Source organism: Shewanella sp. K8 (assembly GCF_028823715.1).
In the GTDB taxonomy this organism is placed as follows: Bacteria; Pseudomonadota; Gammaproteobacteria; order Enterobacterales; family Shewanellaceae; genus Shewanella; species Shewanella algae.
Genome location: NZ_JAPEHY010000031.1, coordinates 19,921 through 44,396 on the forward strand (window position 1 = coordinate 19,921; position 24,476 = coordinate 44,396).

Below are 24,476 nucleotides of genomic sequence, written 5' to 3' on the forward strand. Positions count from 1 at the left end.
GGATAAAAGATGCAGGTAACTGAAGAACTGAATCAGATCAACGAATTGTTGCGCCGGGCTCTGGATTGTTTACTGACAATTCCCGCCGAGGATGAAAAAACTGACGAGTTGGTCTCTAATTTGCAAGAGCTGGTAAGCAGGCGTCAAACTTTGCTCCAGACCCTGATAGAGGAAGTGCAGAGTCCTGAGTTGCTAGAGGAGCAATTGGAGCTGACTGCCACTTTTGAGCAGCATGCCAAAGCGATACGCCAACAAAGGCAGGAGCTATTGGCGCTCAGGAGTCAGAACAAACGTCAGGTCAATGTTTACAAGTCTATAGATGCAAATAGGTAGGTATTTATGAGAGGGTCGCTACAGTCTTATCGTAAGGTGTCATTGGAGAGTGAAATCTCAGTTGCATCACCGCACAGGATCATTCAGTTGATGTTCAACGGCGCATTGGAGCGTATTGCCCAGAGTCGTTACGCCATAGAGCAAGGCGACCAGTCGTCCAAGGGAATTTTCATCAACAAGGCGATTGGTATTATCACAGGTCTCAGCAACAGCCTGAATATGGAAGCCGGTGGTGAGATAGCCAAGAATCTCAGCAACCTTTACGACTTTATGCTGCGGCGTATCTCTGAGGCCAATCTGAATAATGATGTTCAGGCGCTGGATGATGTTGCGGCCGTGCTGCGGGACATCAAAGAAGCCTGGGATGCCATTCCCGCTGATAAACATCACCTTACGGCTCACGAAGAAAACCGTTGAGTTATTAACCATTCGAGATAAAGGCGCCTTTGGCGCCTTTTTGACTTGCGCCATTTAATTGACGATATTAGCTCTTAAGTGCTGAATTTGGACTAAAATCAGGAAGGGTTAGGCAGAAAAGCCATCCTAGGCTTGCTTATATCGTGCCGATAATACAATATTCAGCATTGCTACAAATTTAGCTGAGTATGTGAAGAAAGCATTGCCAGACTTTCCAGAGCAACTAACACTAATAATTAATGCGAATCCATAATTGCCAAAGCTTAGCGGCCCACTGAATGATGCATACAGATCAACGAATTTTACTTGTCGGAAACCCCTCTGAGCGCACCAGTCGCTTATCTTGTGTTTTAGAGTTTATTGGTGAGCAAGTGGAAGTTGTGGCTCCCGAGGCTATCGACGCGCAATCTCCGGAAACTCGATGTCGGGCCATGATATTGGTCAGTGACGGCATAGAGGACGAGGCGCTGCAGTCACTGATGCTTAAACTGCCATGGCAGCCTATGTTGCTGTTGGGGCACAGCAATGCCAATCCTTCCAATCTACTCGGCAAGATTGAAGAACCTCTCAGCTATTCCCAACTGACCGAACTGTTGCATTTTTGCCAGGTCTTTGGTCAGGTCAAGCGGCCACAGGTACCAACCAGTGCCAACCAGACCAAGCTGTTCCGCAGCCTGGTAGGGCGCAGCGACGGCATTGCCAATGTGCGCCATCTGATTAACCAGGTTTCGGGATCTGATGCCACTGTGCTGGTGCTCGGGCCCTCTGGTACCGGCAAGGAAGTGGTCGCCCGTAATATTCATTATCTTTCAGAGCGTCGCGATGGCCCTTTTATTCCGGTCAACTGCGGCGCCATTCCACCTGAGCTGTTGGAAAGTGAACTGTTTGGCCATGAGAAAGGCTCCTTTACCGGTGCTATCAGTGCCCGTAAGGGACGTTTTGAGCTGGCCGAAGGCGGCACCCTGTTCCTCGATGAGATAGGTGATATGCCGCTGCAGATGCAGGTCAAGCTGCTGCGGGTGTTGCAGGAAAGAGTATTTGAACGTGTGGGTGGCAATAAGGCGATTACCGCCGATGTGCGAGTGGTAGCTGCGACCCACAGAGATCTGGAAACCATGATTGAAGGCGGTGAATTCCGCGAAGATCTCTTCTATCGCCTCAATGTGTTCCCCATCGAAATGCCACCTCTGTGTGAGCGTCGGGATGATATTCCGCTGCTGCTGCAGGAGTTGGTCAGTCGGGTATTCAACGAAGGCAAGGGACGGGTGCGCTTTACCCAACGCGCCATCGACTCTCTCAAGGAACACGCCTGGTCGGGCAATGTCCGCGAGCTGTCCAATCTGGTAGAAAGGTTGACTATCCTCTATCCGGGCGGCCTGGTCGATGTTAACGACCTGCCGGTCAAGTATCGCCATATCGATGTGCCCGAGTATTCGGTCGAGGTCAGTGAAGAGCAACTGGAACGTGATGCCTTGGCATCCATCTTCAATGACGAAGAGCCGGTCGATCTGCCAGAGACCCGTTTCCCCAGTGAGTTGCCTCCGGAAGGGGTCAATCTCAAGGATCTCTTGGCCGAATTGGAAATCGACATGATACGTCAGGCGCTGGATCAGCAGGACAACGTCGTTGCCCGCGCCGCTGAAATGCTGGGTATTCGCCGCACCACCTTGGTGGAGAAAATGCGCAAATACGGCATGAGTAAAGACTAAGCTACTGATAATTTAGATTTTTAAATTGGCATAAACTCTGCATTAACCCTGTCAGCATCGTATTTTTGACGGGGTTAATATGTCTGCAAGCCCACTGGCTCAGCTCGAAACCATCTCTCATCATGGCCGCGAATGGATCCCGATAAGGGAAGCCGCCAATATGTCCAATCGTATGGAGCATATTTTGCAGGCCATGCCTTCGGGCGTCGTTATCCTCAACGGTGACGGCTTGGTCAGTGAAGCCAACCCGGTTGCCGAATCTTTGTTGGGTGTTCCTCTGGTTGGTCAGCGCTGGCTGACTATCATCAATCGCGCCTTCGCGCCGCAAAAAGACGATGGTCATGAAGTTTCCCTGCGTAATGGCCGCCGGGTGAAGCTGGCGATTACGCCTCTGACCCCGGAGCAGGGGCAGCTGATTATGCTGACCGATCTCACCGAAACCCGACTGTTGCAGCAAAACCTTTCCCACCTTGAACGCTTGTCTGCGCTCGGGAAAATGGTCGCCACTCTGGCGCATCAAATACGCACCCCTTTGTCTGCCGCCTTACTCTATGCCGCCAACTTGGGCAGTCCAAGGCTGGATGCCGGCTCCAGAGAGCGTTTTCAGGGCAAATTACTCGACAGGCTTTCCGAGCTGGAGCAGCAGGTCAATGATATGTTGTTGATTGCCAAAGGTAAGCAAGAGGAAGCCTGCGATAGAGTGCCGTTCTCGACGGTGCTGGAAAAAGTCATGGCCAACTGTGAGCCCATCGCTGCCAGGCAAAACGTTGCATTGAGTCTGCAAATTGAAGGCGATAGCGAGATGCTGGTCAATCTTCATGGCTTGAGTTCTGCCATCAATAATCTGGTGATCAATAGCCTGGAAGCCGGTGCCACAAGAGTCATTTTGCGCCTGAGCTGCGAACAGGCACTGCGCCTCGATGTGATAGATAACGGCAAGGGCCTGGACAGCAAGATGCAAAAGCAGGTGCTGGAGCCTTTCTTCACCACCAAGCGTCAGGGTACAGGGCTTGGGCTGGCGGTGGTGCAGTCAGTGGTGCGCAGCCACGGCGGCAAATTGGACCTCAGCTGTAAGCTGGGTGCAGGTTGTACCGTCACGCTGACATTCCCGTTAACGACAGACTCTCAAGGAGGCGTGGCATGAGCGAAGCAAAAATTTTGTTGGTGGAAGACGATGCCGCGCTTCGGGAAGCACTGCTCGATACCTTGCTGCTCGCCAGTTATGAGTGCGTCGATGTCGCCAGCGCCGAAGAAGCGATAACCGCTTTGAAAGGTAATCGTTTTGATATGGTGATAAGCGATGTGCAGATGGAAGGTATCGGCGGTATGGGGCTGCTGGATTATCTGCGTCAGCAACATCCGCAGCTGCCGATCCTGTTGATGACAGCCTATGCCACCATCGACAATGCCGTCAGCGCAATCAAGCTGGGGGCCGTGGATTATCTCGCCAAGCCGTTTGCCCCTCAGGTATTGCTCAATCAGGTGAGTCGCTATTTACGTCCCAAGGTGGTTAGCGGCGGCCCAGTGGTGGCCGATGAAAAGAGCCTGGCCTTGCTGGCACTGGCGCAGCGGGTGGCCGCCTCAGAAGCCTCTGTGATGATAAGTGGCCCCAGCGGTTCGGGTAAAGAAGTGCTGGCTCGCTACATTCATCAGCACAGCCAAAGGCCTGACGGGCCTTTTGTGGCGATTAATTGCGCCGCCATCCCGGAAAATATGCTGGAAGCCACCTTGTTTGGCTACGAGAAAGGCGCCTTTACCGGGGCTTATCAGGCTTGCCCCGGTAAGTTTGAACAGGCTCATGGCGGCACTCTGTTGCTCGATGAAATTTCCGAGATGGAGCTGGCATTGCAGGCCAAGCTGCTGCGGGTGCTGCAGGAGCGCGAGGTTGAACGTTTGGGAGGCCGCAAGACCATCAAGCTCGATGTCCGGGTGCTGGCAACCTCCAACCGGGATCTGAAAGAGATGGTGGCCAAGGGCGAGTTTCGCGAAGACCTTTATTACAGGATCAATGTGTTTCCGCTTGCCTGGCCGGCACTGAACCAAAGACCGGCGGATATCATCCCGTTGGCCAAACATCTGTTGGCGCGTCACGCTGAAAACGCGGCGATTAACCCGGTGCCAGTTCTCAGCGATGCTGCGGTGCGACGTTTGTTGGCCCACCGCTGGCCGGGGAATGTCCGTGAGCTGGATAATGTGATCCAGCGGGCGTTGATCTTGAGTCAAGGGCAGATAGAAGCGGGCGATATTATTATCGATTTGCAGGATGTTGCTCTGGGAGAGACCACGGCCCCGGAAACGCCTGAAGCGCTCGGTGATGAGCTCAAGGCTCAGGAGCATGTGATTATTCTCGAGACTCTGGCCCAGTGTCAGGGCAGTCGCAAACTGGTGGCAGAGAAATTGGGGATCAGCGCCCGCACTCTCAGATACAAGATGGCGCGCATGCGCGAGATGGGCATAGAGGTGCCCGCCTGAGTCATCTCCAAAGCGGCCGTTAGGCCGCTTTCCAATTCCATTGTTTTTCTTCAGGCCCTGGGTGAATTCAGGGCGTTTACTTAGCTTAACTTTGACTATTCCATTTTTGGCAAACTAATTGCATAGAGTCTGGTAACCCAGATTTTTCGTCAATTCGCTGACGACAGGAGTGAGAAGATGCAAATAGGTGCCAATTCTTTATTGCAAGAAATGCAATCACTTAAAGGTGAAATTGCCCCAACGGGATTTCAGTCTTCGCCTGTACGCCAGGTGGGCAATACCACAGGAACTGATTTCGGCCAATTACTGGCCCAGGCCGTAGGCAATGTCAGTGAGTTGCAAAGCACATCATCCAATCTGGCCACCCGGCTGGAGATGGGCGACACCACAGTGTCTCTGTCTGACACTGTCATTGCCCGCGAGAAAGCCAGCGTCGCATTCGAGGCCACAGTGCAGGTGCGCAACAAGCTGGTCGAAGCCTACAAAGAGATTATGAGCATGCCTGTTTAAGGCATGCTTGCATCACAGATCCCGGATAACAGGAACGCACCGTGAGCACAGAATTAGTAGCAGGATCCAATGTTTCCGCCGGTGGAACAACGCTGGAAGGGGTCCAACAGGAAAACAAGTCGGGTGTATTGGGCTCCCTCGGGGGAGTGGATATGCTGCGGCAGATCACCATGATCCTGGCATTGGCTATCTGTCTGGCTCTGGCGGTATTTGTGATGATCTGGGCCCAGGAGCCAGAATATCGGCCACTGGGCAAGATGGATACCCAGGAGATGGTGCAGGTACTCGATGTGCTGGATAAGAACCGGGTACCGTACAAGATTGAAGTCGATGTGATCACTGTGCCTGAAGACAAGTATCAGGACGTGAAGATGATGCTGAGCCGCGCCGGCATAGATTCCAGTGCCGAGGCCAAGGATTATCTGAGCCAGGATTCCGGCTTTGGTGTCAGTCAGCGGATGGAACAGGCCAGGCTGAAGCAGAGTCAGGAGATGAACCTGGCGCGGGCGATTGAAGAGCTCAATAGTGTCAGCCGTGCCAAGGTGATCCTGGCGCTGCCGAAGGAAAATGTGTTCGCCCGCAATCGCGCCAAACCCAGTGCCACAGTGGTGGTCAATACCCGTAGGGGCGGTTTGGGACAGGAAGAGGTTGATGCGATAGTCGATATCGTTGCCTCAGCGGTTCATGGCATGGAACCCAGCCGGGTTACAGTGACAGACTCCAACGGCCGCTTGCTGAACTCAGGCAGTCAGGATGGGGTATCTGCCCGCGCCAGACGCGAGCTTGAGCTGGTGCAGCAAAAAGAAAACGAATACCGCACCAAGATTGACTCGATTCTGATGCCGATCCTCGGTCCGGAAAACTTCACATCCCAGGTGGATGTCAGCATGGACTTCACCGCGGTCGAGCAAACTGCCAAGCGTTTCAATCCGGATCTGCCATCACTTCGCAGTGAAATGACAGTGGAAAATAACAGCGTTGGTGGCAGCAGTGGCGGCATCCCCGGAGCCCTTTCCAATCAGCCGCCGATGGAGTCCAATATTCCTGAAAACGCTGCCGATGCTACAGAAAGCAGCAGTGTTACGTCAGGCAACAGCCATAGGGAAGCGACCCGTAACTTTGAGCTGGATACCACCATCAGCCATACCCGTCAGCAGATAGGTGTAGTACGCCGGGTCAGTGTCTCAGTGGCGGTCGACTACAAGGCAGGTGCTGCCGGTGAAAATGGTCAGGTCGCCAGAGTGCCTCGCACAGGTGAAGAGATGGCCAATATCCGTCGCTTGCTGGAAGGCGCCGTTGGCTTCAACAGCCAAAGGGGCGACATGATAGAAGTGGTGACTGTGCCCTTTATGGATCAGCTGGTTGAAGACCTGCCTGAGCCACCTCTGTGGGAGCAGCCCTGGTTCTGGCGGGCGATGAAACTCGGCATAGGTGCCTTGGTGATTTTGGTGCTTATCCTGTTCGTGGTGCGTCCCATGCTCAAACGCCTCATCTATCCCGATGGCCAGAATATGCCGGATGAACCTGCGCTGGGGCACGAGCTGGCAGATATTGAAGATCAGTACGCTGCCGACACCCTGGGTATGCTCAACCGCCCTGAAAGTGAATACAGCTATGCCGATGACGGTTCGATTCTGATACCGGATCTGCACAAAGATGATGATATGATTAAGGCCATACGTGCTCTGGTGGCCAATGAGCCTGAACTGTCCACCCAAGTGGTGAAGAACTGGTTGCAAGAAGATGCCTGAAAAAAAAGCGGATAAACCAGCCGAGAGCGGCTTCGATGTCAAGAATCTCAACGGGATTGAGAAGACCGCCATTTTGTTGCTGAGTCTCAGTGAAGCCGATGCGGCCTCTATTCTCAAACACTTGGAACCCAAACAGGTTCAAAAGGTGGGTATGGCCATGGCGGCCATGCAGGAGTTCGGCCAGGAGAAGGTGGTTGCGGTTCACAAGCTGTTTCTGGATGATATCCAGAAATACTCCTCCATAGGCTTTAACAGCGAAGAGTTTGTGCGTAAGGCACTGACTACCGCATTGGGTGAAGACAAGGCCGGTAATCTTATCGAGCAGATTGTCATGGGCAGTGGCGCCAAAGGCCTCGACTCGCTCAAGTGGATGGACGCCAGACAGGTGGCGACTATTATCCAGAACGAACACCCGCAGATCCAAACCATTGTACTGTCCTATCTTGAACCGGATCAGGCGGCGGAAATCTTTGCCCAGTTCCCGGAAAACACCCGTCTCGATTTGATGATGCGTATCGCCAACCTCGAAGAGGTGCAACCTGCAGCACTGCAGGAGCTTAACGACATCATGGAGAAACAGTTTGCCGGTCAGGGTGGCGCCCAGGCCGCCAAGATGGGTGGCTTGAAGGCTGCTGCCAACATTATGAACTACCTGGATACCGGGGTGGAGAGCCAACTGATGGAAACTCTGCGCGAGTCCGACGAAGAGATGGCGCAGCAGATCCAGGACTTGATGTTCGTGTTCGAAAACCTGATCGATGTCGACGACCGTGGCATTCAGACGCTGCTGCGGGAAGTGCAGCAGGATGTACTGATGAAGGCGCTCAAGGGCGCTGACGAGCCATTGAAGGAGAAGATCCTCGGCAATATGTCCAAACGTGCCGCCGAATTGCTGCGTGACGATCTCGAGGCCATGGGGCCAATTCGTATCAGCGAAGTGGAAGTGGCCCAGAAAGAGATATTGTCCATCGCCCGTCGCTTGTCCGATGCCGGAGAGATTATGCTCGGTGGCGGCGGCAGTGAAGAATTCCTCTGACAGGCGAGTTTGAATGACAGACAAAAAGGTGTCCCACAACATTTTACCGCCGGATGAAGCGGACGAGTTTGTTAATTGGCAGTTGCCCGATGTGGGTGACGCCATGCCGCTTAAGCCGAGTAATCTGTTTGGCTATAAGCCTGGACGCATAGAGCCCAAGGCCGCCGAAGAGGCTGTATCACCACCGACTTTGGCTGAAATCGAATCTATCCGCGAGCAAGCCGAGCAGGAAGGTTTTGCCGAAGGCAAGGAACAAGGGCTGGCCAAAGGCCTGGAGGAAGGCCGTCTTCAGGGCTTGGAACAGGGGCACAGTGAAGGTTTTGCCCAGGGGCTTGAGCAAGGCCGGGAAGAAGGCTTGCAACAGGCCGCCGCCATGATAGAGCGTTTCGATGCCTTGCTTGCTCAGTTCGAGGCGCCGCTGGCGCTGCTGGATACCCAGATAGAAGAATCGCTACTGACCTTGGTCGGCACTTTGGCGCGCAACCTCATAGCCCATGAGCTGAAGACCCACCCGGAACATATACTGGCGGCGCTCAGGCAAGGGATAGATGCCCTGCCACTCAAAGAGCAGAAAGTGAATCTGCGTTTGCACCCGGAAGATATGGCTTTGGTCAGCGAGCTCTACGGTGAAGAGCAACTGACACGTAACCGCTGGACACTGGAAGCCGATCCCGGCCTCAATCGTGGCGATTGTGTGGTGGACAGCCAACGCTCGCAAGTGGATATGCGCTTGGAAACCCGTTTGGAAGGGGTGTTTGCCAATCTTGAAGCCGAACAATCCATGTTGGCGAAAAAGGCCGCCCAGCAGCAGGCCGCAATAGACGATAGGCCAAGCCCGCCGCCACAGGACAGCGAGCAGGAGCAAACGCTTGCCGATGAACAAACAGCCGCTATGAGCGACAAGGCCGAGACCGCAAGCCAAGAGGGCGAACAGCCCAGCGAAGGAGACACTCATGATGCAGCAGCGCCGAAGCCAACTGCTGAGTGAACTCAAACACTTGGCCGAAAAGCAGGCGCCGTTTCAAGCGGTTGCCAGCGGCCAGTTGGTGCGGGTGGTTGGTCTGACGCTGGAAGCCAGTGGTTGCCGGGCGCCGGTCGGCAGTCTCTGCGCCATAGATACCATGGCGGGTAAGCTTATTGCCGAGGTGATAGGTTTTGACGATGAGCTATTGTATCTGATGCCGGTGGAAGAACTCAGGGGCGTGCTCCCCGGAGCCAAAGTGATGCCGCTCGGTGAGCAAACCGGGCTCAGTGTCGGTTTGAGTCTTCTTGGTCGGGTGCTGGACGGTAACGGCCAGCCGCTCGATGGTATGGGCGCCATGCACACAGACGAACAAGCCTCGCGCCATAGCCCGGCAATCAATCCCTTGGCCAGACGGGCGATTACCGAACCGCTCGATGTAGGCGTCAGAGCCATCAACGCCATGCTTACCGTGGGCAAGGGCCAACGTATGGGGCTCTTTGCCGGCTCCGGCGTGGGTAAGAGTGTGCTCCTTGGCATGATGACCCGCGGCACCACGGCCGACATTATTGTGGTTGGCCTGGTGGGGGAGCGTGGCCGGGAGGTGAAAGAGTTTATCGAAGAGATCCTGGGCGCAGAGGGGCGGGCCCGCTCTGTGGTCATAGCCGCCCCGGCCGATACCTCCCCCTTGATGCGCCTTCGTGCCTGCGAAACCTCGACTCGGATAGCCGAGTATTTTCGCGATCTCGGCTATGACGTCCTGCTGTTGATGGATAGCCTGACCCGTTACGCCCAGGCGCAGCGGGAAATCGCCCTGGCGGTCGGTGAGCCGCCGGCAACCAAAGGGTATCCGCCTTCAGTATTTGCCAAGTTGCCCCGTTTGGTGGAGCGCGCCGGTAATGGTGGTGAAGGTCAGGGCTCGATCACTGCCTTCTATACTGTGCTTACCGAAGGGGACGATCAGCAAGATCCCATTGCCGATGCCTCGCGGGCCATTTTGGACGGTCACATAGTGTTGTCACGGGCCTTGGCCGACTCAGGGCATTATCCGGCGATAGACATTGAAGCTTCCATCAGTCGGGTGGCACCCATGGTGATCAGCGAGGCGCACCTGGAAGCGATGCGGCGCGTCAAGCAGGTTTATTCGCTCTACCAGCAAAACCGGGATCTGATCTCCATTGGTGCCTATTCCCAAGGCTCGGATCCGCGTATCGACAACGCCATACGCCTGCAACCCGCCATGAACGCCTTTTTGCGGCAGGGGATGCGCGATGCCATCAGTTTCAGCGATTGCCAGCAGATGTTGGGGCAGCTTGCTGCCCAATGTAAGGTGTAATGCAATTCAGTGCAGGAGTTTGCGTGCTCGATAAAAAATTCAGTGACAATAGGGGGGTAGCCTGATCTCAATAGAGCGCCGGGTTAAGGCCCGCAAGGCAGGCAATTTTAAGGAATAATACTACAGATGGCGAAACCCGATCCTTTGCACACAGTGTTGAAACTGGCGGTCGAAGCCGAAGAGCAGGCAGCACTGCAGCTTAAAGCCGCGCAAATGGAATGCCAGAGGCGTAAGTCTCAGCTGCAGGCGCTGCAGGAATACCGTCTCGACTATATGAAGCAACTCGATGCCCAGCAGGGGCAGAGCATTGGCGCCTCCTATTACCAGCAGTTTCATCGATTTGTGCGTCAGGTAGATGATGCCATAGGGCAACAACTTGCCGTGGTCGCCGAGGCCGATAAGCAGCGGGGCTATAGACAGCAACATTGGCTGGAGAAGCAGCAAAAGCGTAAGGCGGTGGAGATGTTGTTGGAGAAAAAAGCCCTGCAGGCCGAAGCCAAAGCCGCCAAACAAGAGCAGAAACTCATTGATGAGTTTGCTTCCCAGCAGTTTTTCCGTCGTAAGCTCAACCATTGAGCCCATTCCTACATCCATTCCCGGACAATTCCTTAATATTCATTCTAAATTTTTTATTGGCGTGAATTTTGCTTTGTTTGAGACAGAGACATTAATTCTGACTCGGCCTATCTTTATCTATTGAGGGCCTAGGTGCTGGAGGAAGGCATGCAGCAGTTATCCAATATCCTGATCGGCAATGCGGGCGGCAAGGGAGTCTCCGCCACAGATGCACTACAATCTACTGATAACGAAGCTTTTTTCGCCGCTTATCAACAGGCGCAGGCCAAGTTCTCGTTCGACTCGCAAGGCGCCAAGCCGGGATTTACCGCTGGCAGTCTTAACAGAGAAGGTGCTCAAGCTGAGCAGGCCGTCGATGTCTCGCTTATTCTGGGGCAAATAGCCATGGGCAAGAAATTGCCGTCTGAAGACGGCACCATAGTCACCGAAGTGGATGAGGTGAGCCTGCTGAAACAGATTGCCGCTCTCACCGGGCTCAAAGAAGATGAGATCAAGGCCATGTCTCCCGAAGAGCAGATGAAGCTCTTGGAAAACCTCAAGCAGGGGAGTGCCGAGCTTGGCATGGTAGTGACAGATAGTCTGGAAGGCGCAGAGGTGATTGCCGCTGACGAAGGCGACGAGAGTGAAGAAGACAGTGCCAAACTGGCCGATACTGATGAGAAAGCGGCAAGCAAAGGCGATAGCAAAGCAGAGGATGAAACTATAGATGCTCCTTTGCTGGCTCTCGACAAGGCGGCTGCAACAGCGGAAAAGGCCAAGTCTCAGGAAGGCGAGCAACAAATGGGTTGGCCGGATGCTGATAAGTCAGCGCGTAAGGCGGCGACTCAGGATGGTATGGCTGCTGTGGTTCGTGAAGCTGTGCTCAATGCCGCTGAGGAAAAGAGTGACAAGATCTTGGCGCAAAGCGCAATTGCCGAGAAGGCCAAGACAGATACTACCGGCAAGTTGGGTGCTGCGGTGGCCGCGGCGGCAACGTCTGTCGGCGCTGACGGCAAGAGTGACAAAGCTACGGCCAAGGATGTTCTCGCCAGCTTACTTAAGGCTGAGGTGAAAGGTACTCAGACTGCTGCCGAGGTACGAAGCCCTGTGAGTGACGCCATACATCAGGCGCTCAAGGGCGATGCGGCATCAACCCAGACAGATATCAGCCCGTTTCAGCAACAGCTGCATCAACAAGGGTTGCAGCCTCCACAGAGGGGAGAGATGGCCCAATATCAACTGTCATTGAGGCAGGGGATGGAGCAATCACTGCAAACCGCCGATATGGTGCAGCGTTTTGCCCCCGTGATGCGGCAGCAGTTGATTACCATGGTCAGTAATGGTGTGCAGCAGGCTGAGATTCGTCTCGACCCACCAGAGCTTGGAGCCATGATGGTCAGGGTTCAGGTGCATGGTGATCAGACTCAGGTGCAGTTCCATGTCACCCAACCACAAACCCGGGATATGCTGGAACAGGCCATGCCCAGATTGAGAGAAATGCTGCAGGAGCAGGGAATGAACCTGGCCGATAGCCACATCTCTCAAGGTGGTCGGGAGCAAGGCGAGCAGCATGGTGGCAATGGCGGTGGTTTTGCCCAAGAGGGTGCCAATGGTGAAATTTCCGCCGAAGAAACGGCACAAAGCACAAATCACACAACAAGTTATGGCTCGGGTATAGATTATTACGCCTGAGCAGGTAACCTATAGGGATGGTATTTTTCCGCGGGCATTGCGGTTGATTAAGGGAAAGGGTAGAGAATGGCAGAGCAAGAAGAGCTTGAGCTGCAAGAGGCGCCGGCGCCCAAAAGCAAAAAGAAACTCTTTATCTTCGGCGGCATTGGTTTGGTGGTGTTGCTGCTGGTCGGTGCTGGCTTGTGGTTTTTCCTGGGCGGTTCAGATGACACTGCGGTCGATGCGGCCGAAGGTGAGCAGGTAACCGAAGAAGCTCAGGCCAATAACAGCAGGGAAGCCTTCTATGTGGCCATGCCCAGACCATTTCTGTTCAATCTGCCGGGGGCTAACCGTTCCAGGCTGGTGGAGATAAAGGTACAGCTCATGGTGCGTGGCAGTGATGACGATGTCACTCTCAAGAAGCATATTCCCTTGATTGAAGATGCACTGCTGACCACTTTCAGCGGTGCCGATGTTGAAAAGCTCAGCAGCCAGGCAGGTAAGGATGAGCTCAGACAGTTGGCGCTGCTCAATGTACAAAACACACTGCAACCGGTTACCGGCCGTAAAGTCGTTGAGAAAGTGCTGTTCACCGGCTTTGTGATGCAGTAACAGGGACAAGAGGCGAAGGCAATATCGTGAGTGATTTATTAAGCCAAGACGAAATTGATGCGCTGCTTCATGGCGTGGACGACGTCGAAGAAGAGGATGCCCAGGAGTCGGGACACGACGCCCAATCCTATGACTTTTCTTCACAGGATCGTATCGTCCGTGGCCGGATGCCGACCCTGGAAATTGTCAACGAGCGCTTTGCCCGTCACCTGCGGATCAGTATGTTCAACATGATGCGCCGGGCAGCCGAAGTCTCCATTAACGGCGTGCAAATGCTCAAGTTTGGTGAGTATGTGCACACTCTGTTTGTGCCAACCAGTTTGAATATGGTGCGCTTCAGTCCACTCAAGGGGACGGCGCTGATTACCATGGAAGCCAGATTGGTGTTTATTCTGGTGGATAACTTCTTTGGTGGCGATGGCCGCTTCCATGCCAAGATCGAAGGGCGGGAATTTACCCCGACAGAGCGGCGCATAGTACAGCTGTTGCTGAAGATTATCTTTGAAGATTACAAAGATGCCTGGGCGCCTGTGATGGATGTCGAATTCGACTATCTGGACTCAGAAGTTAACCCGGCGATGGCCAACATTGTCAGCCCAACCGAAGTGGTTGTGGTCAACTCTTTCCATATTGAAGTGGACGGCGGCGGTGGCGATTTTCACATTACCATGCCCTATTCTATGATTGAACCCATCCGGGAACTGCTGGATGCCGGGGTTCAAAGCGACAAGCAAGATACCGATATGCGCTGGTCTCAGGCGCTGAAAGACGAGATCATGGATGTCGAAGTGGGGCTGGATGCACGTCTGCTTGAAAAAGAGATGACTCTCAGGGAAGTAATGGAGTTCAAGGCCGGTGATGTGATCCCGGTTGAGTTGCCTGAGCATATAGTGATGAAGATTGAGGACTTGCCTACCTACAGATGTAAGCTGGGGCGGGTAAGGGAAAACCTGGCGCTGAAGATCTGCGACAAGATCCCGCGTCCGGAAACGGTCAAGACCGAACTGCAGCTGGTAACCCGCAAGGGTAAATCCAAGGATATCTCGGATATATAAGGTGATAGAGAATGAGTACTGAAGAGATGGACGATTGGGCTGCCGCCATGGCCGAGCAGGCTGAAGAGGAGGCCAAGGCGGTTGATTTGGATGAGCTCAAGAGCGATGCCAAACCCTTGTCTGAAGAGGAAGCCGCCAAACTGGATACCATTTTGGATATCCCCGTGACTATCTCCATGGAGGTGGGGCGCAGTTTTATCAGTATCCGCAATCTGTTGCAGCTCAACCAGGGCTCGGTAGTGGAGCTGGATAGAGTCGCCGGTGAACCTCTGGATGTGATGGTCAATGGCACCTTGATTGCCCACGGCGAAGTGGTAGTGGTCAACGACAAGTTCGGTATTCGTCTGACGGATGTGATAAGCCAGACCGAACGTATCAAGAAACTCAAATAAGCCGGTGGCCATGACTCAAACGACGACCCAGGCGGCAACCGCCTTGACTCACGACGGTGGCAGCAGCCTGGCGACCATGGCCAGCATGATGGGCGGGCTTATTCTGGTGCTGGCGTTGATTTTTGTGCTGGCCTATCTGGTGAAACGCCTCAATTTGGTGCCGGGCAGCCAATCGGCTATCAAGACGCTGGCAGTTACCCCGCTCGGGCAGAAAGAGAAGCTGGTATTGGTGGAACTGGATGGGCAGCAATACCTGCTGGGAGTCACCGCGGCGCAAGTCTCTTTGGTAGATAAGCTGGAGCGGCCGGTGACCATAGACAATGAGAGCTTCGCCGCCAAGCTCAGGCAGGCCAGGGTGAAACCATCATGAAATATTGGCCACTGCTGCTATTACCTCTGATGCTGCTGCCGGGCTTTGCCCAGGCTCAGGATGCATTGTTTCCGGCGGTAACCGTGACTACCGGGCCGGATGGCTCGACTCAGTATTCGGTGACCATGCAGATCCTGCTGCTGATGACCGCCATGAGTTTCCTGCCGGCCATGGTGATCATGCTGACCTCTTTCACCCGTATCATAGTGGTCTTGTCTATCCTGCGGCAGGCTATAGGCCTGCAACAAACCCCTTCCAATCAGGTTCTTATCGGTATGAGCCTGTTTATGACCTTCTTTATCATGGCGCCTGTGTTTGACCGCATCTATGATGACGCGGTGCAGCCGTACATGAATGACAGCATGACCTTGCAGCAAGCATTCGATGCCGGACAATCGCCGCTGAAAAAGTTTATGTTGTCACAAACCCGCACCACGGATCTCAACTCCTTTATTGAGATCTCCGGCTACCAGAACATCAACAACCCTGAAGATGCTCCTATGACAGTGGTGATCCCGGCCTTTATCACCAGTGAGCTCAAGACCGCATTCCAGATAGGTTTTATGCTGTTTGTGCCTTTCCTTGTGCTGGATTTGGTGGTGGCCAGTATTCTGATGGCCATGGGTATGATGATGCTATCCCCCATGATTGTTTCCTTGCCGTTCAAGATCATGTTGTTTGTGCTGGTTGATGGCTGGACCCTGGTGATGGGCACTCTCGCCGGCAGCTTCGGTTTATAGGAGGCGCAGATGACCCCCGAGTCACTGATCGACATTTTCCGCGAAGCCCTGGCGGTGATCGTGATGATGGTTTCGGCCATAGTGGTGCCCGGGTTGATCATAGGCTTGATTGTGGCAGTGTTTCAGGCTGCTACCTCCATTAACGAACAGACTCTGAGTTTTCTGCCCAGGCTCTTGATGACCCTGTTTGCACTGATGTTTATCGGTCATTGGCTGGTGCGCACCATGATGGATTTCTTTATCGAGATGGTTCACAGGATCCCGCAAGTGGTGGGCTGAGCCATGGAGATACTGTTCGACAGCATCCAACAGACTCTGGCCGCCTACCTCTGGCCATTGTTTCGGGTGGCCAGCATGTTGATGGTGATGGCGGTTTTTGGCGCCAATACCACGCCAGCCAGAGTCCGTTTGTTGCTGGCGCTGGCCTTGACTGTGGCAATAGCGCCTGTCTTGCCGCCCATGCCCGGAGTGGATCTTTTCTCTCTCGCAGCAGTATTTATTACTACTCAACAGATTCTTATCGGTACCGCCATGGGGTTTGTTACCTTGCTCATCATGCAAACCTTTGTGCTGACCGGGCAGATAATCGGCATGCAAACCAGTTTGGGCTTTGCTTCCATGGTGGATCCCAGCTCAGGGCAGCAGACGCCTGTGATAGGTAACTTCTTTTTGCTGCTGACCACCATGATCTTCCTGGCGGTAGATGGCCACCTGGTGATGATACGTATGCTGGTGGCAAGCTTTGAAACCTTGCCGGTATCCAGCGAAGGGATCAAAATTGCCAACTATCGCACCCTGGCTGAGTGGGGCAGCTATATGTTCGGCGCCGCGTTGACCATGTCTATCTCGGCCATTATCGCACTGCTTACCGTTAACCTCTCTTTCGGGGTGATGACCCGGGCGGCACCCCAGCTGAACATTTTTGCCATAGGTTTTCCCGTTACCATGATAGGTGGCCTGATTATTCTTTGGTTGACACTGGGGCCTGTGATGGCTCACTTCGATGAGGTTTGGCATGCGGCGCAGCTGTTGCTGTGTGACATGCTGGAGCTGACCTGTAATCTGGATGGAGTCCCCTGATGGCAGAGAACGAAGACGGGCAGGAAAAAAGCGAGGAGGCAACCTCCAGGCGCTTGCAACAGGCCAGAGAGAAAGGGCAGGTTGCAAGGTCAAAAGAGTTGGGCACCTCGGCGGTATTGTTGGCCGCAGCCGTGGGTTTTGCCATGCTGGGGCCAAGTCTGGCCGCCAGTCTGGCCTCTGTCATGAGCCGTATCTTCTCCATGGAACGGGATCAGATATTCGATACCAACAGCATGTTCAATGTCTGGGGTATAGTTGCCGCCGAGCTGGGTTGGCCTATGGCCGGTTTTATTCTGTTTCTCGGTTTCGTGGCCTTTGTCGGTAATATTGTTCTAGGCGGTATCAGTTTTTCGACCCAGGCATTTATGCCCAAGGGCAGTAAGATGAACCCTATGACCGGCTTTAAAAGGATGTTCGGGGTACAGGCGCTGGTGGAGCTGGCCAAGGGGATCGCCAAGTTTTCCGTGGTGGCACTGTCAGCCTATCTGCTGCTGAGCTTCTACTTTGAAGATATTCTCAGGTTGTCGCAGGATCACCTGCCGGGCAACATACGCCATGCATTGGATCTCTTGGTATGGATGTTTATTCTACTGAGTGCGTCCACCCTGGTGATAGTGGTCATTGACGTGCCGTTTCAAATTTGGAACCACGCCAAGCAATTGCGGATGACCAAGCAGGAAGTCAAAGACGAGTACAAGGACACCGAAGGAAAGCCCGAGGTCAAAGGCCGTATTCGCCAGTTGCAAAGGGAGATGGCCCAGCGGCGGATGATGAGTGAAGTGCCCAAGGCCGATGTAATAGTGGTTAACCCCGAGCACTTCGCGGTAGCGATAAAGTACGATGTAGACAAGTCACCTGCGCCCTTTGTGCTTGCCAAGGGCGTTGACGATGTGGCCTTTAAAATTCGTGAAATTGCCAGAGAGCACCAGGTTGCCATAGTGTCGGCGCCGCCTCTGGCGCGGGCGATTTACCATACTACCAAGCTCAATCAGCAGATCCCCGAAGGCCTGTTCACCGCTGTAGCCCAAGTGCTCGCCTATGTGTTCCAGCTCAGGCAATACCAAAAAGGCAAGGGCACTCGGCCCAAACCTATCCCTCTCAATCAACCCATCCCGGATGAATACAAGCAGTATTGAAGCTAACTTGGCGCGAAACTTGCTGAACTTGGTCTAAGTGTCAAACTTCAGGCTGATAGTGAATGGATGTTAAAGCGACGCTCGGGCAACTGAGGCAAGTAAAACCGGCAAACTTCAAGGGCGTAGGCACGCCGCTTCTGGTCCTGGCGACGCTGGCCATGATAGTTTTGCCTATGCCGGCCTTTCTGCTGGATATCCTGTTTTCCTTCAATATCGCCCTGGCACTGGTGGTGCTGCTGGTGGCTGTTTACACTCAAAGGCCACTGGATTTTGCTGCTTTCCCGACCGTTTTGCTGGTAGCCACTCTGCTCAGACTGGCGCTTAACGTCGCTTCTACCCGGGTGGTATTGCTCGAAGGTCACAACGGCGGTGATGCTGCCGGTAAAGTGATTGAGGCCTTCGGCTCTGTGGTGATCGGCGGTAACTATGCCGTAGGTCTGGTGGTGTTCCTCATTCTGATTATCATCAACTTTGCCGTGGTAACCAAGGGTGCCGGGCGTATTTCGGAAGTGAGTGCCCGCTTTACCTTGGACGCCATGCCGGGTAAACAGATGGCGATTGATGCCGACCTCAATGCCGGGATCCTCAATCAGGAGCAGGCCAGGGTACGCCGGGAAGAAGTCACTCGTGAGGCCGACTTCTACGGCTCTATGGACGGTGCCTCCAAGTTTGTGAAAGGGGATGCGATTGCCGGTATTTTGATCTTGGTGATCAACATTTTGGGTGGCTTCATCATAGGGATAGTTCAGCACGGACTGAGCTTTTCCCAAGCGGTAGAGATTTACACCCTGCTGACCATAGGTGATGGCCTGGTAGCGCAGATACCCGGGCTGTTGTTGTCCATCGCTGCCGCGCTGATGGTGACCCGTCAGAATGAGTCCGGCGATATGGGGCAGCAGGTCGTGCAGCAGATGTTCGACAACCCCAAATCATTGCTCATCGCTTCTGCGGTACTCTTTGTGATGGGGATAGTGCCCGGCATGCCTCATCTGGCGTTTTTAACCTTTGCCTTGCTGGCCTCAGTGGGCGCCTTCTTTATCTACAAACGTAATGAAAAGAACAAACAACAGGCGCTGGAGCTCGCCAAGAAAGGGCCCACAGAGAAGAGCCTCAACGAACCCAAAGAACTCAGTTGGGACGATGTTCGTCATGTGGACACCATTGGCTTGGAGGTGGGTTATCGCCTTATTCCTTTGGTGGATAAAGGTCAGGGTGGCGAGCTTCTCGGCCGTATCAAAGGGGTGCGCAAGAAGCTGTCTCAGGAACTGGGTTTCCTGGTGCCGGCAGTACATATCCGCGACAACCTGGACCTTTCTCCCAATGCCTATCGCATCTCTTTGATGGGGGTGGCAAGTGGTGAAGCCGAAGTACGTCACGATTGTGAACTGGCGATTAACCCGGGACAGGTATTCGGTAAGCTGGATGGCATAGAAACCAAAGATCCCGCCTTTGGTCTGGATGCGGTATGGATTGCCCCCGAGCTCAGAGAGCACGCCCAGACTCTGGGCTACACGGTTGTGGATGCCGCCACTGTGGTGGCCACTCATCTCAGCCAACTTCTGACCAACAACGCCTCCAAACTGCTGGGTTACGAAGAAGTGCAACAGTTGCTGGATATGCTGGCCAAGCATTCGCCCAAATTGGTCGATGGCTTCATTCCCGATGTGATGACCCTGGGCAATGTGGTTAAGGTGATGCAGAACCTGCTTAACGAGGGGGTATCGATTCGGGATCTGCGCACCATAGTCCAAACCCTGCTGGAGTACGGTCCCAAGAGCAATGACACCGAGGTGTTGACCGCCGCGGTACGTATTGCCCTTAAACGCATGATAGTGCAGGAGATAGCCGGTCCTGAGCCGGAAATCCCCGTCATAACTTTGGCGCCAGAGTTGGAACAGATGTTGCATCAGTCAATGCAGGCGACAGGGGGCGAAGGTCCGAATATCGAGCCGGGACTGGCAGAGCGTATGCAGCAGTCACTGGCCGGAGCGGCCCAGAAGCAGGAAATGGTAGGTCAGCCCGCCATATTGCTGACATCCGGCATGCTGCGTTCTACTCTGTCACGTTTTGTTAAGCACACTATTCCCAATCTGCGGGTGATCTCCTATCAGGAGGTGCCCGATGAGAAACAGATACGCATAGTGTCAGCCGTTGGCCAACAGGGGTAACCGAAAGTGAAGATTAAACGTTTTTTTGCCAAAGATATGCGTGCTGCGCTGGCTCAGGTGAAAGAGACTCTGGGGGCAGATGCCGTAATCATGTCCAACAAGAAGGTTACCGGCGGCATAGAGATAGTGGCGGCGGTTGATTACGACTCTCCCAAGCCTGCTGCGGCGCCAACCGCATCGCCTTTTATGGAGTTGGGTGAGGACAAAGTCTCCCTCGGCAGTGGTCATGTGCGCAGCAATAGTAAGACCAACCCGGAGCCTGTTGCCGATTCTCTGCAAGCTTTGCTTGAGCGGCAACAGAGCCGTTTGAATGAACAGCTGGGGCAGCAAAACAGCGCCAAAGATTTGGATATGCCTGCTTGGGCCAAAGGGCTTGGCGAAGAGCACAAGCCAGCGCCACAGCTGCGTGAAAAAACGCCTGAGCGGGCAAGCAAGGGCAACAGCGTCAAGCAACAGCAAGAGATGGAAGCCATGCGTGAAGAGCTGGCTTCCCTGCGTGGTTTGTTGACCCATCAGCTTTCCAGTTTGATGTCGGATCAGCGCAGCCGTACAGATCCTGTTGGTGCCATGTTGAAGCGTAAATTACTGGAAGCCGAGTTCTCCCCTGATGTTGCCGAGCGCCTGGCATCTTTAAGCCAGCACTATCAAAGCGCTGAACTTGGCCGTGCCTTGCCCCAAAGTCTGGCAAACCTGCTTGATAATCAAGGTGATGATTTAATGCGCCAGGGCGGCATTGTCGCGTTGGTCGGTCCTACCGGTGTTGGTAAAACCACCACATTGGCCAAACTTGCGGCCCGTTTCATTGCCCATCATGGCCCGGATTCTGTATTGTTGGTCACCATGGACCATTATCGCATCGGAGCCTTTGAGCAATTGGCAACTTATGGCAAAATAATGGGATGTCCGGTGAAGCAAGCTCATGATCTCAATGAGTTGGAGCAGATACTTTATCAGTTCCGTAGCCGGAAACTGGTTTTGATAGATACCGCAGGTATGGGACAAAGGGATATGCGCTTGTACCAACAACTGGATAACCTTGCCGCCAATACCCGTTTGCCTATTCGTAGCTATCTGGTGCTCTCGGCAACCGGTCAACGCCGGGTGCTTGAAGAGGCGGTAAGTCATTTCCAGCGAATTGATCTCGCAGGGGCGGTTTTAACTAAACTTGATGAGTCCGTCTCTTTGGGCGCCGCGCTGAGCGTGTTGATCCAAAGTGGGTTATCATTAAGTTATATTACTGACGGTCAAAGGGTTCCTGAGGATATGCAGGTAGCCGATACCCTGACCTTGGCCAAGCAGGCATTGGCCGTATTGAACAAGACAGAAGCAAGCCATTTTAATAATAAAGCCAGGTCAGAAGAGATGACCTATGCATTTGAGTAAAGCTATGACCCGGGACCAAGCGAGCGGTTTACGAATGATGAATCAACCAAATAACGAAAAAGTAAAAGTGATTGCCGTGACCGGAGGCAAGGGTGGGGTGGGTAAAACCAGCGTCTCCATCAATACTGCGGTTGCTCTGGCAGAGAAAGGCAAACGCGTCCTGGTATTGGATGCTGACCTTGGGTTGGCCAACGTGGATGTGATGCTTGGGCTGCGCGCCGAACGTAACTTATCCCATGTGCTCTCGGGTGAGTCTGAACTCGATGATATTATTGTTCGTGGCCCAAAAGGAATTGGCATTATTCCCGCCACCTCTGGCACCCAGGCCATGGTCGAGTTGACTGCGGCCCAACACGCCGGTCTTATCCGCGCCTTCAGCGAAATGAAAACCCAGTTTGATATTTTGGTAGTCGATACGGCTGCCGGGATCTCAGATATGGTACTCAGCTTCTCTCGTGCATCACAGGATGTACTCGTGGTTGTCTGTGATGAACCCACCTCAATTACCGATGCTTATGCACTGATTAAGATACTCAGTCGTGAGCATGGTGTGTTCCGCTTCAAAATTGTCGCAAATATGGTACGTAGTTTGCGGGAAGGTATGGAGTTATTTGCTAAGCTCAGTAAAGTAACCGACAGATTTTTGGATGTGGCACTGGAACTTGTAGCAACTATTCCGTTCGATGAGAACCTGCGCAAGTCGGTGCGAAAGCAGAAACTGATAGTGGAAGCTTATCCCAAATCTCCGGCCAGCATCGCCTACCATGGGCTGGCCAACAAGATTATGAGCTGGCCTATACCTCAGCAACCGGGAGGCCACCTCGAGTTCTTTGTCGAACGTTTGGTACAAAGAACTGAATACCAGGAGGAAGGTGCGAGTGAATAAAGCGGCTGCATACTCAGGTTTAAACGATAAGACACAGATCGTTGAGCAATATGCACCGTTGGTAAAACGAATAGCCCATCACCTGCTCGCGCGTCTGCCTGCATCGGTTCAGCTCGATGACCTGCTGCAGGCCGGCATGATGGGACTGCTGGAAGCTTCATCCAAATTTGATGGCAGCAAAGGTGCCAAGTTTGAAACCTTTGCCGGGATCCGCATACGTGGCGCCATGATAGATGAAATACGCCGTGGCGACTGGGTGCCACGCTCGGTTCATCGCAACAACCGGCGTGTAGCTCAGGTGATGGATGAGCTCGAACAGGAGCTGGGCCGGGATGCCCGTGATAGTGAAATTGCCGAGCGACTGGATATGTCGCTGGATGAATACCATCATATTCTCAATGATGTTTCTACCGGCAAAATCATAGGGATAGAAGACCTGGGGGTAGCGCCAGATGTACTGGTGTCGGAAGATATGCCGGCCGACGACACTTTTGAGGATCTGGCCCAAAGCCAATTCCAATCAGCCTTGACCGATGCAATTAAGCGCTTGCCAGAGCGCGATGCCTTGGTTTTGTCGCTATATTATGATGAAGCACTGAATTTAAAAGAGATTGGTGCCATTCTTGAGGTAAGTGAGTCCCGGGTGAGCCAGATCCATAGTCAGGCCATGCTGAGGCTGAAAGCCAAACTCAAGCACTGGACACAAGCGTAATTAATGATTGAGCAACTTTTAAGTATGTCAGCTCACCGGAGGAAACCTTGGACAAGAATATGAAGATTCTTATCGTTGATGACTTTTCAACGATGAGACGGATCATTAAGAACTTGTTGCGAGACCTGGGGTTCAACAACACCCAGGAAGCAGACGACGGTTCAACAGCCCTGCCTATGTTGCAAAAGGGCGATTTTGATTTCGTCGTAACCGACTGGAACATGCCAGGTATGCAGGGGATTGACCTGCTCAAGGCGATTCGCGCCGATGAGCACCTCAAGCATATCCCTGTATTGATGGTGACAGCCGAAGCAAAACGCGAACAGATCATCGCGGCTGCTCAGGCCGGTGTGAATGGTTATGTCGTTAAACCTTTTACTGCCGCTACGCTGAAAGAGAAGTTGGATAAGATCTTCGAACGGCTCGGTTGAGTGGGGTGATGCGATGAAAGCAGAGACATCCGGGCTGGTGACACTGGAGCAGGCGCAGGAATTAGTGGCCTTGCTCAGTCAGGGCGAGCAGGAAAAGGCCGATGAATTACTTCGGGAACTGGCGGCTCCCCTGCAACGGGATCTGTTTGATGAAGTTGGCAAGTTGACCCGCCAGTTGCATAGCGCCTTGGTGGATTTTCAAGTGGATAGCCGGCTTATTGAGCTTGCCAATACTGATATTCCCGATGCCAAAGAACGACTGACTTATGTCATAGATATGACAGAGCAAGCCGCCAACAAGACCATGGACGCGGTTGAGGAATGTCTGCCGCTGTCGGATGCTCTGAGTACCAACCTGCAAAATGTTAAGCCCGCCTGGGACAAGTTGATGCGCCGCGATCTGGCCTTGCATGAATTCAAGAGCTTGTGTCATGACGTACAGCACTTTATGCAGCAGAGCGAAGCCGATGCCTGTCGCCTGCGGGAATTGCTGAATCAGATTTTGATGGCCCAGGATTTTCAGGACTTGACCGGACAGATGATTCGCCGGGTCATAGAACTGGTTCGGGAAGTCGAAAACAGCTTGGTTTCTATGCTGACAGTATTCGGTGAGCAGCCGCTGGATGAAATTCGCGGCAAGGAAGAGAAGAGCATAGAGGCAGAAGGGCCTATCCTGAACGCAGAGCAACGCGAAGACGTGGTGAACGGTCAGGATGAAGTAGATGATCTGCTTTCGAGTCTGGGTTTCTAATAGGAGTCA

Annotated in this window: 26 protein-coding genes; all 26 read left to right on the forward strand. The window is 53.5% G+C overall.

What is annotated here, in order from left to right; genetic code table 11:
- Positions 1-9 precede the first annotated feature (9 nt).
- The gene (locus ON072_RS15960; protein WP_025011057.1) at positions 10-333 is read left to right on the forward strand and encodes a hypothetical protein; all 324 of its coding nucleotides are present in this window, start codon (positions 10-12) and stop codon (positions 331-333) included.
- 6 nt (positions 334-339) lie between these two features.
- Positions 340-750, forward strand: coding sequence for a flagellar export chaperone FliS (gene fliS / locus ON072_RS15965; RefSeq protein ID WP_025011058.1), 411 nt, complete (start codon positions 340-342; stop codon positions 748-750).
- Positions 751-1,028: 278 nt separating this feature from the next.
- A complete protein-coding gene (locus tag ON072_RS15970) occupies positions 1,029-2,459 on the forward strand; it encodes a sigma-54 dependent transcriptional regulator (protein ID WP_028779126.1) in 1,431 nt (476 codons plus the stop codon).
- Positions 2,460-2,538: 79 nt separating this feature from the next.
- Complete coding sequence (locus ON072_RS15975; protein WP_144225128.1) at positions 2,539-3,603, forward strand: sensor histidine kinase; 1,065 nt, start codon at positions 2,539-2,541, stop codon at positions 3,601-3,603.
- Complete coding sequence (locus ON072_RS15980) at positions 3,600-4,931, forward strand: sigma-54-dependent transcriptional regulator (RefSeq protein ID WP_044734080.1); 1,332 nt, start codon at positions 3,600-3,602, stop codon at positions 4,929-4,931. Before ON072_RS15975 ends, ON072_RS15980 begins: the two co-directional genes overlap by 4 nt.
- Positions 4,932-5,108: 177 nt before the next feature.
- A complete protein-coding gene (gene fliE, locus ON072_RS15985) occupies positions 5,109-5,441 on the forward strand; it encodes a flagellar hook-basal body complex protein FliE (protein WP_025011060.1) in 333 nt (110 codons plus the stop codon).
- A gap of 41 nt (positions 5,442-5,482) precedes the next feature.
- Positions 5,483-7,192 (forward strand): flagellar basal-body MS-ring/collar protein FliF, encoded by a 1,710-nt coding sequence (gene fliF / locus ON072_RS15990; RefSeq protein WP_071237829.1) that lies wholly within the window; start codon positions 5,483-5,485, stop codon positions 7,190-7,192.
- Positions 7,185-8,228 (forward strand): flagellar motor switch protein FliG, encoded by a 1,044-nt coding sequence (fliG, locus tag ON072_RS15995; protein WP_025011061.1) that lies wholly within the window; start codon positions 7,185-7,187, stop codon positions 8,226-8,228. Before fliF ends, fliG begins: the two co-directional genes overlap by 8 nt.
- A gap of 13 nt (positions 8,229-8,241) precedes the next feature.
- On the forward strand, positions 8,242-9,216 hold the full coding sequence (fliH, locus tag ON072_RS16000; protein WP_167714951.1) for a flagellar assembly protein FliH: 975 nt from the start codon (positions 8,242-8,244) through the stop codon (positions 9,214-9,216).
- Positions 9,185-10,525: a flagellar protein export ATPase FliI gene (gene fliI / locus ON072_RS16005; RefSeq protein ID WP_167715156.1), complete on the forward strand. Its 1,341-nt coding sequence runs from the start codon at positions 9,185-9,187 to the stop codon at positions 10,523-10,525. The genes fliH and fliI overlap by 32 nt, the downstream gene beginning before the upstream one ends.
- A 126-nt stretch (positions 10,526-10,651) precedes the next feature.
- On the forward strand, positions 10,652-11,101 hold the full coding sequence (fliJ, locus tag ON072_RS16010) for a flagellar export protein FliJ (RefSeq protein WP_039035641.1): 450 nt from the start codon (positions 10,652-10,654) through the stop codon (positions 11,099-11,101).
- 147 nt (positions 11,102-11,248) lie between these two features.
- The gene (locus ON072_RS16015; RefSeq protein ID WP_167714949.1) at positions 11,249-12,772 is read left to right on the forward strand and encodes a flagellar hook-length control protein FliK; all 1,524 of its coding nucleotides are present in this window, start codon (positions 11,249-11,251) and stop codon (positions 12,770-12,772) included.
- A 66-nt stretch (positions 12,773-12,838) separates the two neighbouring features.
- Entirely contained in the window at positions 12,839-13,363 is a 525-nt protein-coding gene (gene fliL, locus ON072_RS16020; RefSeq protein ID WP_025011065.1) for a flagellar basal body-associated protein FliL, read from the forward strand.
- Positions 13,364-13,389: 26 nt separating this feature from the next.
- On the forward strand, positions 13,390-14,418 hold the full coding sequence (gene fliM / locus ON072_RS16025; RefSeq protein WP_025011066.1) for a flagellar motor switch protein FliM: 1,029 nt from the start codon (positions 13,390-13,392) through the stop codon (positions 14,416-14,418).
- Between the two features lie 11 nt (positions 14,419-14,429).
- Positions 14,430-14,810: a flagellar motor switch protein FliN gene (fliN, locus tag ON072_RS16030; protein ID WP_025011067.1), complete on the forward strand. Its 381-nt coding sequence runs from the start codon at positions 14,430-14,432 to the stop codon at positions 14,808-14,810.
- A 10-nt stretch (positions 14,811-14,820) separates the two neighbouring features.
- Positions 14,821-15,180: a flagellar biosynthetic protein FliO gene (gene fliO, locus ON072_RS16035; RefSeq protein ID WP_025011068.1), complete on the forward strand. Its 360-nt coding sequence runs from the start codon at positions 14,821-14,823 to the stop codon at positions 15,178-15,180.
- 29 nt (positions 15,181-15,209) lie between these two features.
- A complete protein-coding gene (fliP, locus tag ON072_RS16040) occupies positions 15,210-15,920 on the forward strand; it encodes a flagellar type III secretion system pore protein FliP (RefSeq protein WP_234506375.1) in 711 nt (236 codons plus the stop codon).
- A 9-nt stretch (positions 15,921-15,929) separates the two neighbouring features.
- Complete coding sequence (gene fliQ / locus ON072_RS16045; RefSeq protein ID WP_025887440.1) at positions 15,930-16,199, forward strand: flagellar biosynthesis protein FliQ; 270 nt, start codon at positions 15,930-15,932, stop codon at positions 16,197-16,199.
- A gap of 3 nt (positions 16,200-16,202) precedes the next feature.
- Positions 16,203-17,000 (forward strand): flagellar biosynthetic protein FliR, encoded by a 798-nt coding sequence (gene fliR / locus ON072_RS16050; protein ID WP_025011070.1) that lies wholly within the window; start codon positions 16,203-16,205, stop codon positions 16,998-17,000.
- Positions 17,000-18,136: a flagellar biosynthesis protein FlhB gene (flhB, locus tag ON072_RS16055; RefSeq protein ID WP_044734083.1), complete on the forward strand. Its 1,137-nt coding sequence runs from the start codon at positions 17,000-17,002 to the stop codon at positions 18,134-18,136. The genes fliR and flhB overlap by 1 nt, the downstream gene beginning before the upstream one ends.
- A gap of 62 nt (positions 18,137-18,198) precedes the next feature.
- Positions 18,199-20,304, forward strand: a complete 2,106-nt coding sequence (gene flhA / locus ON072_RS16060) for a flagellar biosynthesis protein FlhA (RefSeq protein ID WP_028779136.1) — start codon at positions 18,199-18,201, stop codon at positions 20,302-20,304.
- Positions 20,305-20,310: 6 nt separating this feature from the next.
- Positions 20,311-21,687 carry a flagellar biosynthesis protein FlhF gene (gene flhF, locus ON072_RS16065; protein ID WP_045282484.1) on the forward strand — a complete coding sequence of 459 codons (1,377 nt, stop codon included), beginning with the start codon at positions 20,311-20,313 and terminating at the stop codon, positions 21,685-21,687.
- A gap of 4 nt (positions 21,688-21,691) precedes the next feature.
- Positions 21,692-22,573 (forward strand): MinD/ParA family protein, encoded by an 882-nt coding sequence (locus tag ON072_RS16070; RefSeq protein ID WP_025011072.1) that lies wholly within the window; start codon positions 21,692-21,694, stop codon positions 22,571-22,573.
- Complete coding sequence (locus ON072_RS16075) at positions 22,566-23,285, forward strand: RNA polymerase sigma factor FliA (RefSeq protein ID WP_025011073.1); 720 nt, start codon at positions 22,566-22,568, stop codon at positions 23,283-23,285. The genes ON072_RS16070 and ON072_RS16075 overlap by 8 nt, the downstream gene beginning before the upstream one ends.
- 47 nt (positions 23,286-23,332) lie before the next feature.
- Positions 23,333-23,716, forward strand: a complete 384-nt coding sequence (gene cheY / locus ON072_RS16080; protein WP_025011074.1) for a chemotaxis response regulator CheY — start codon at positions 23,333-23,335, stop codon at positions 23,714-23,716.
- A 13-nt stretch (positions 23,717-23,729) separates the two neighbouring features.
- The gene (locus ON072_RS16085; RefSeq protein ID WP_025011075.1) at positions 23,730-24,467 is read left to right on the forward strand and encodes a protein phosphatase CheZ; all 738 of its coding nucleotides are present in this window, start codon (positions 23,730-23,732) and stop codon (positions 24,465-24,467) included.
- The last annotated feature ends 9 nt before the right edge of the window (positions 24,468-24,476 follow it).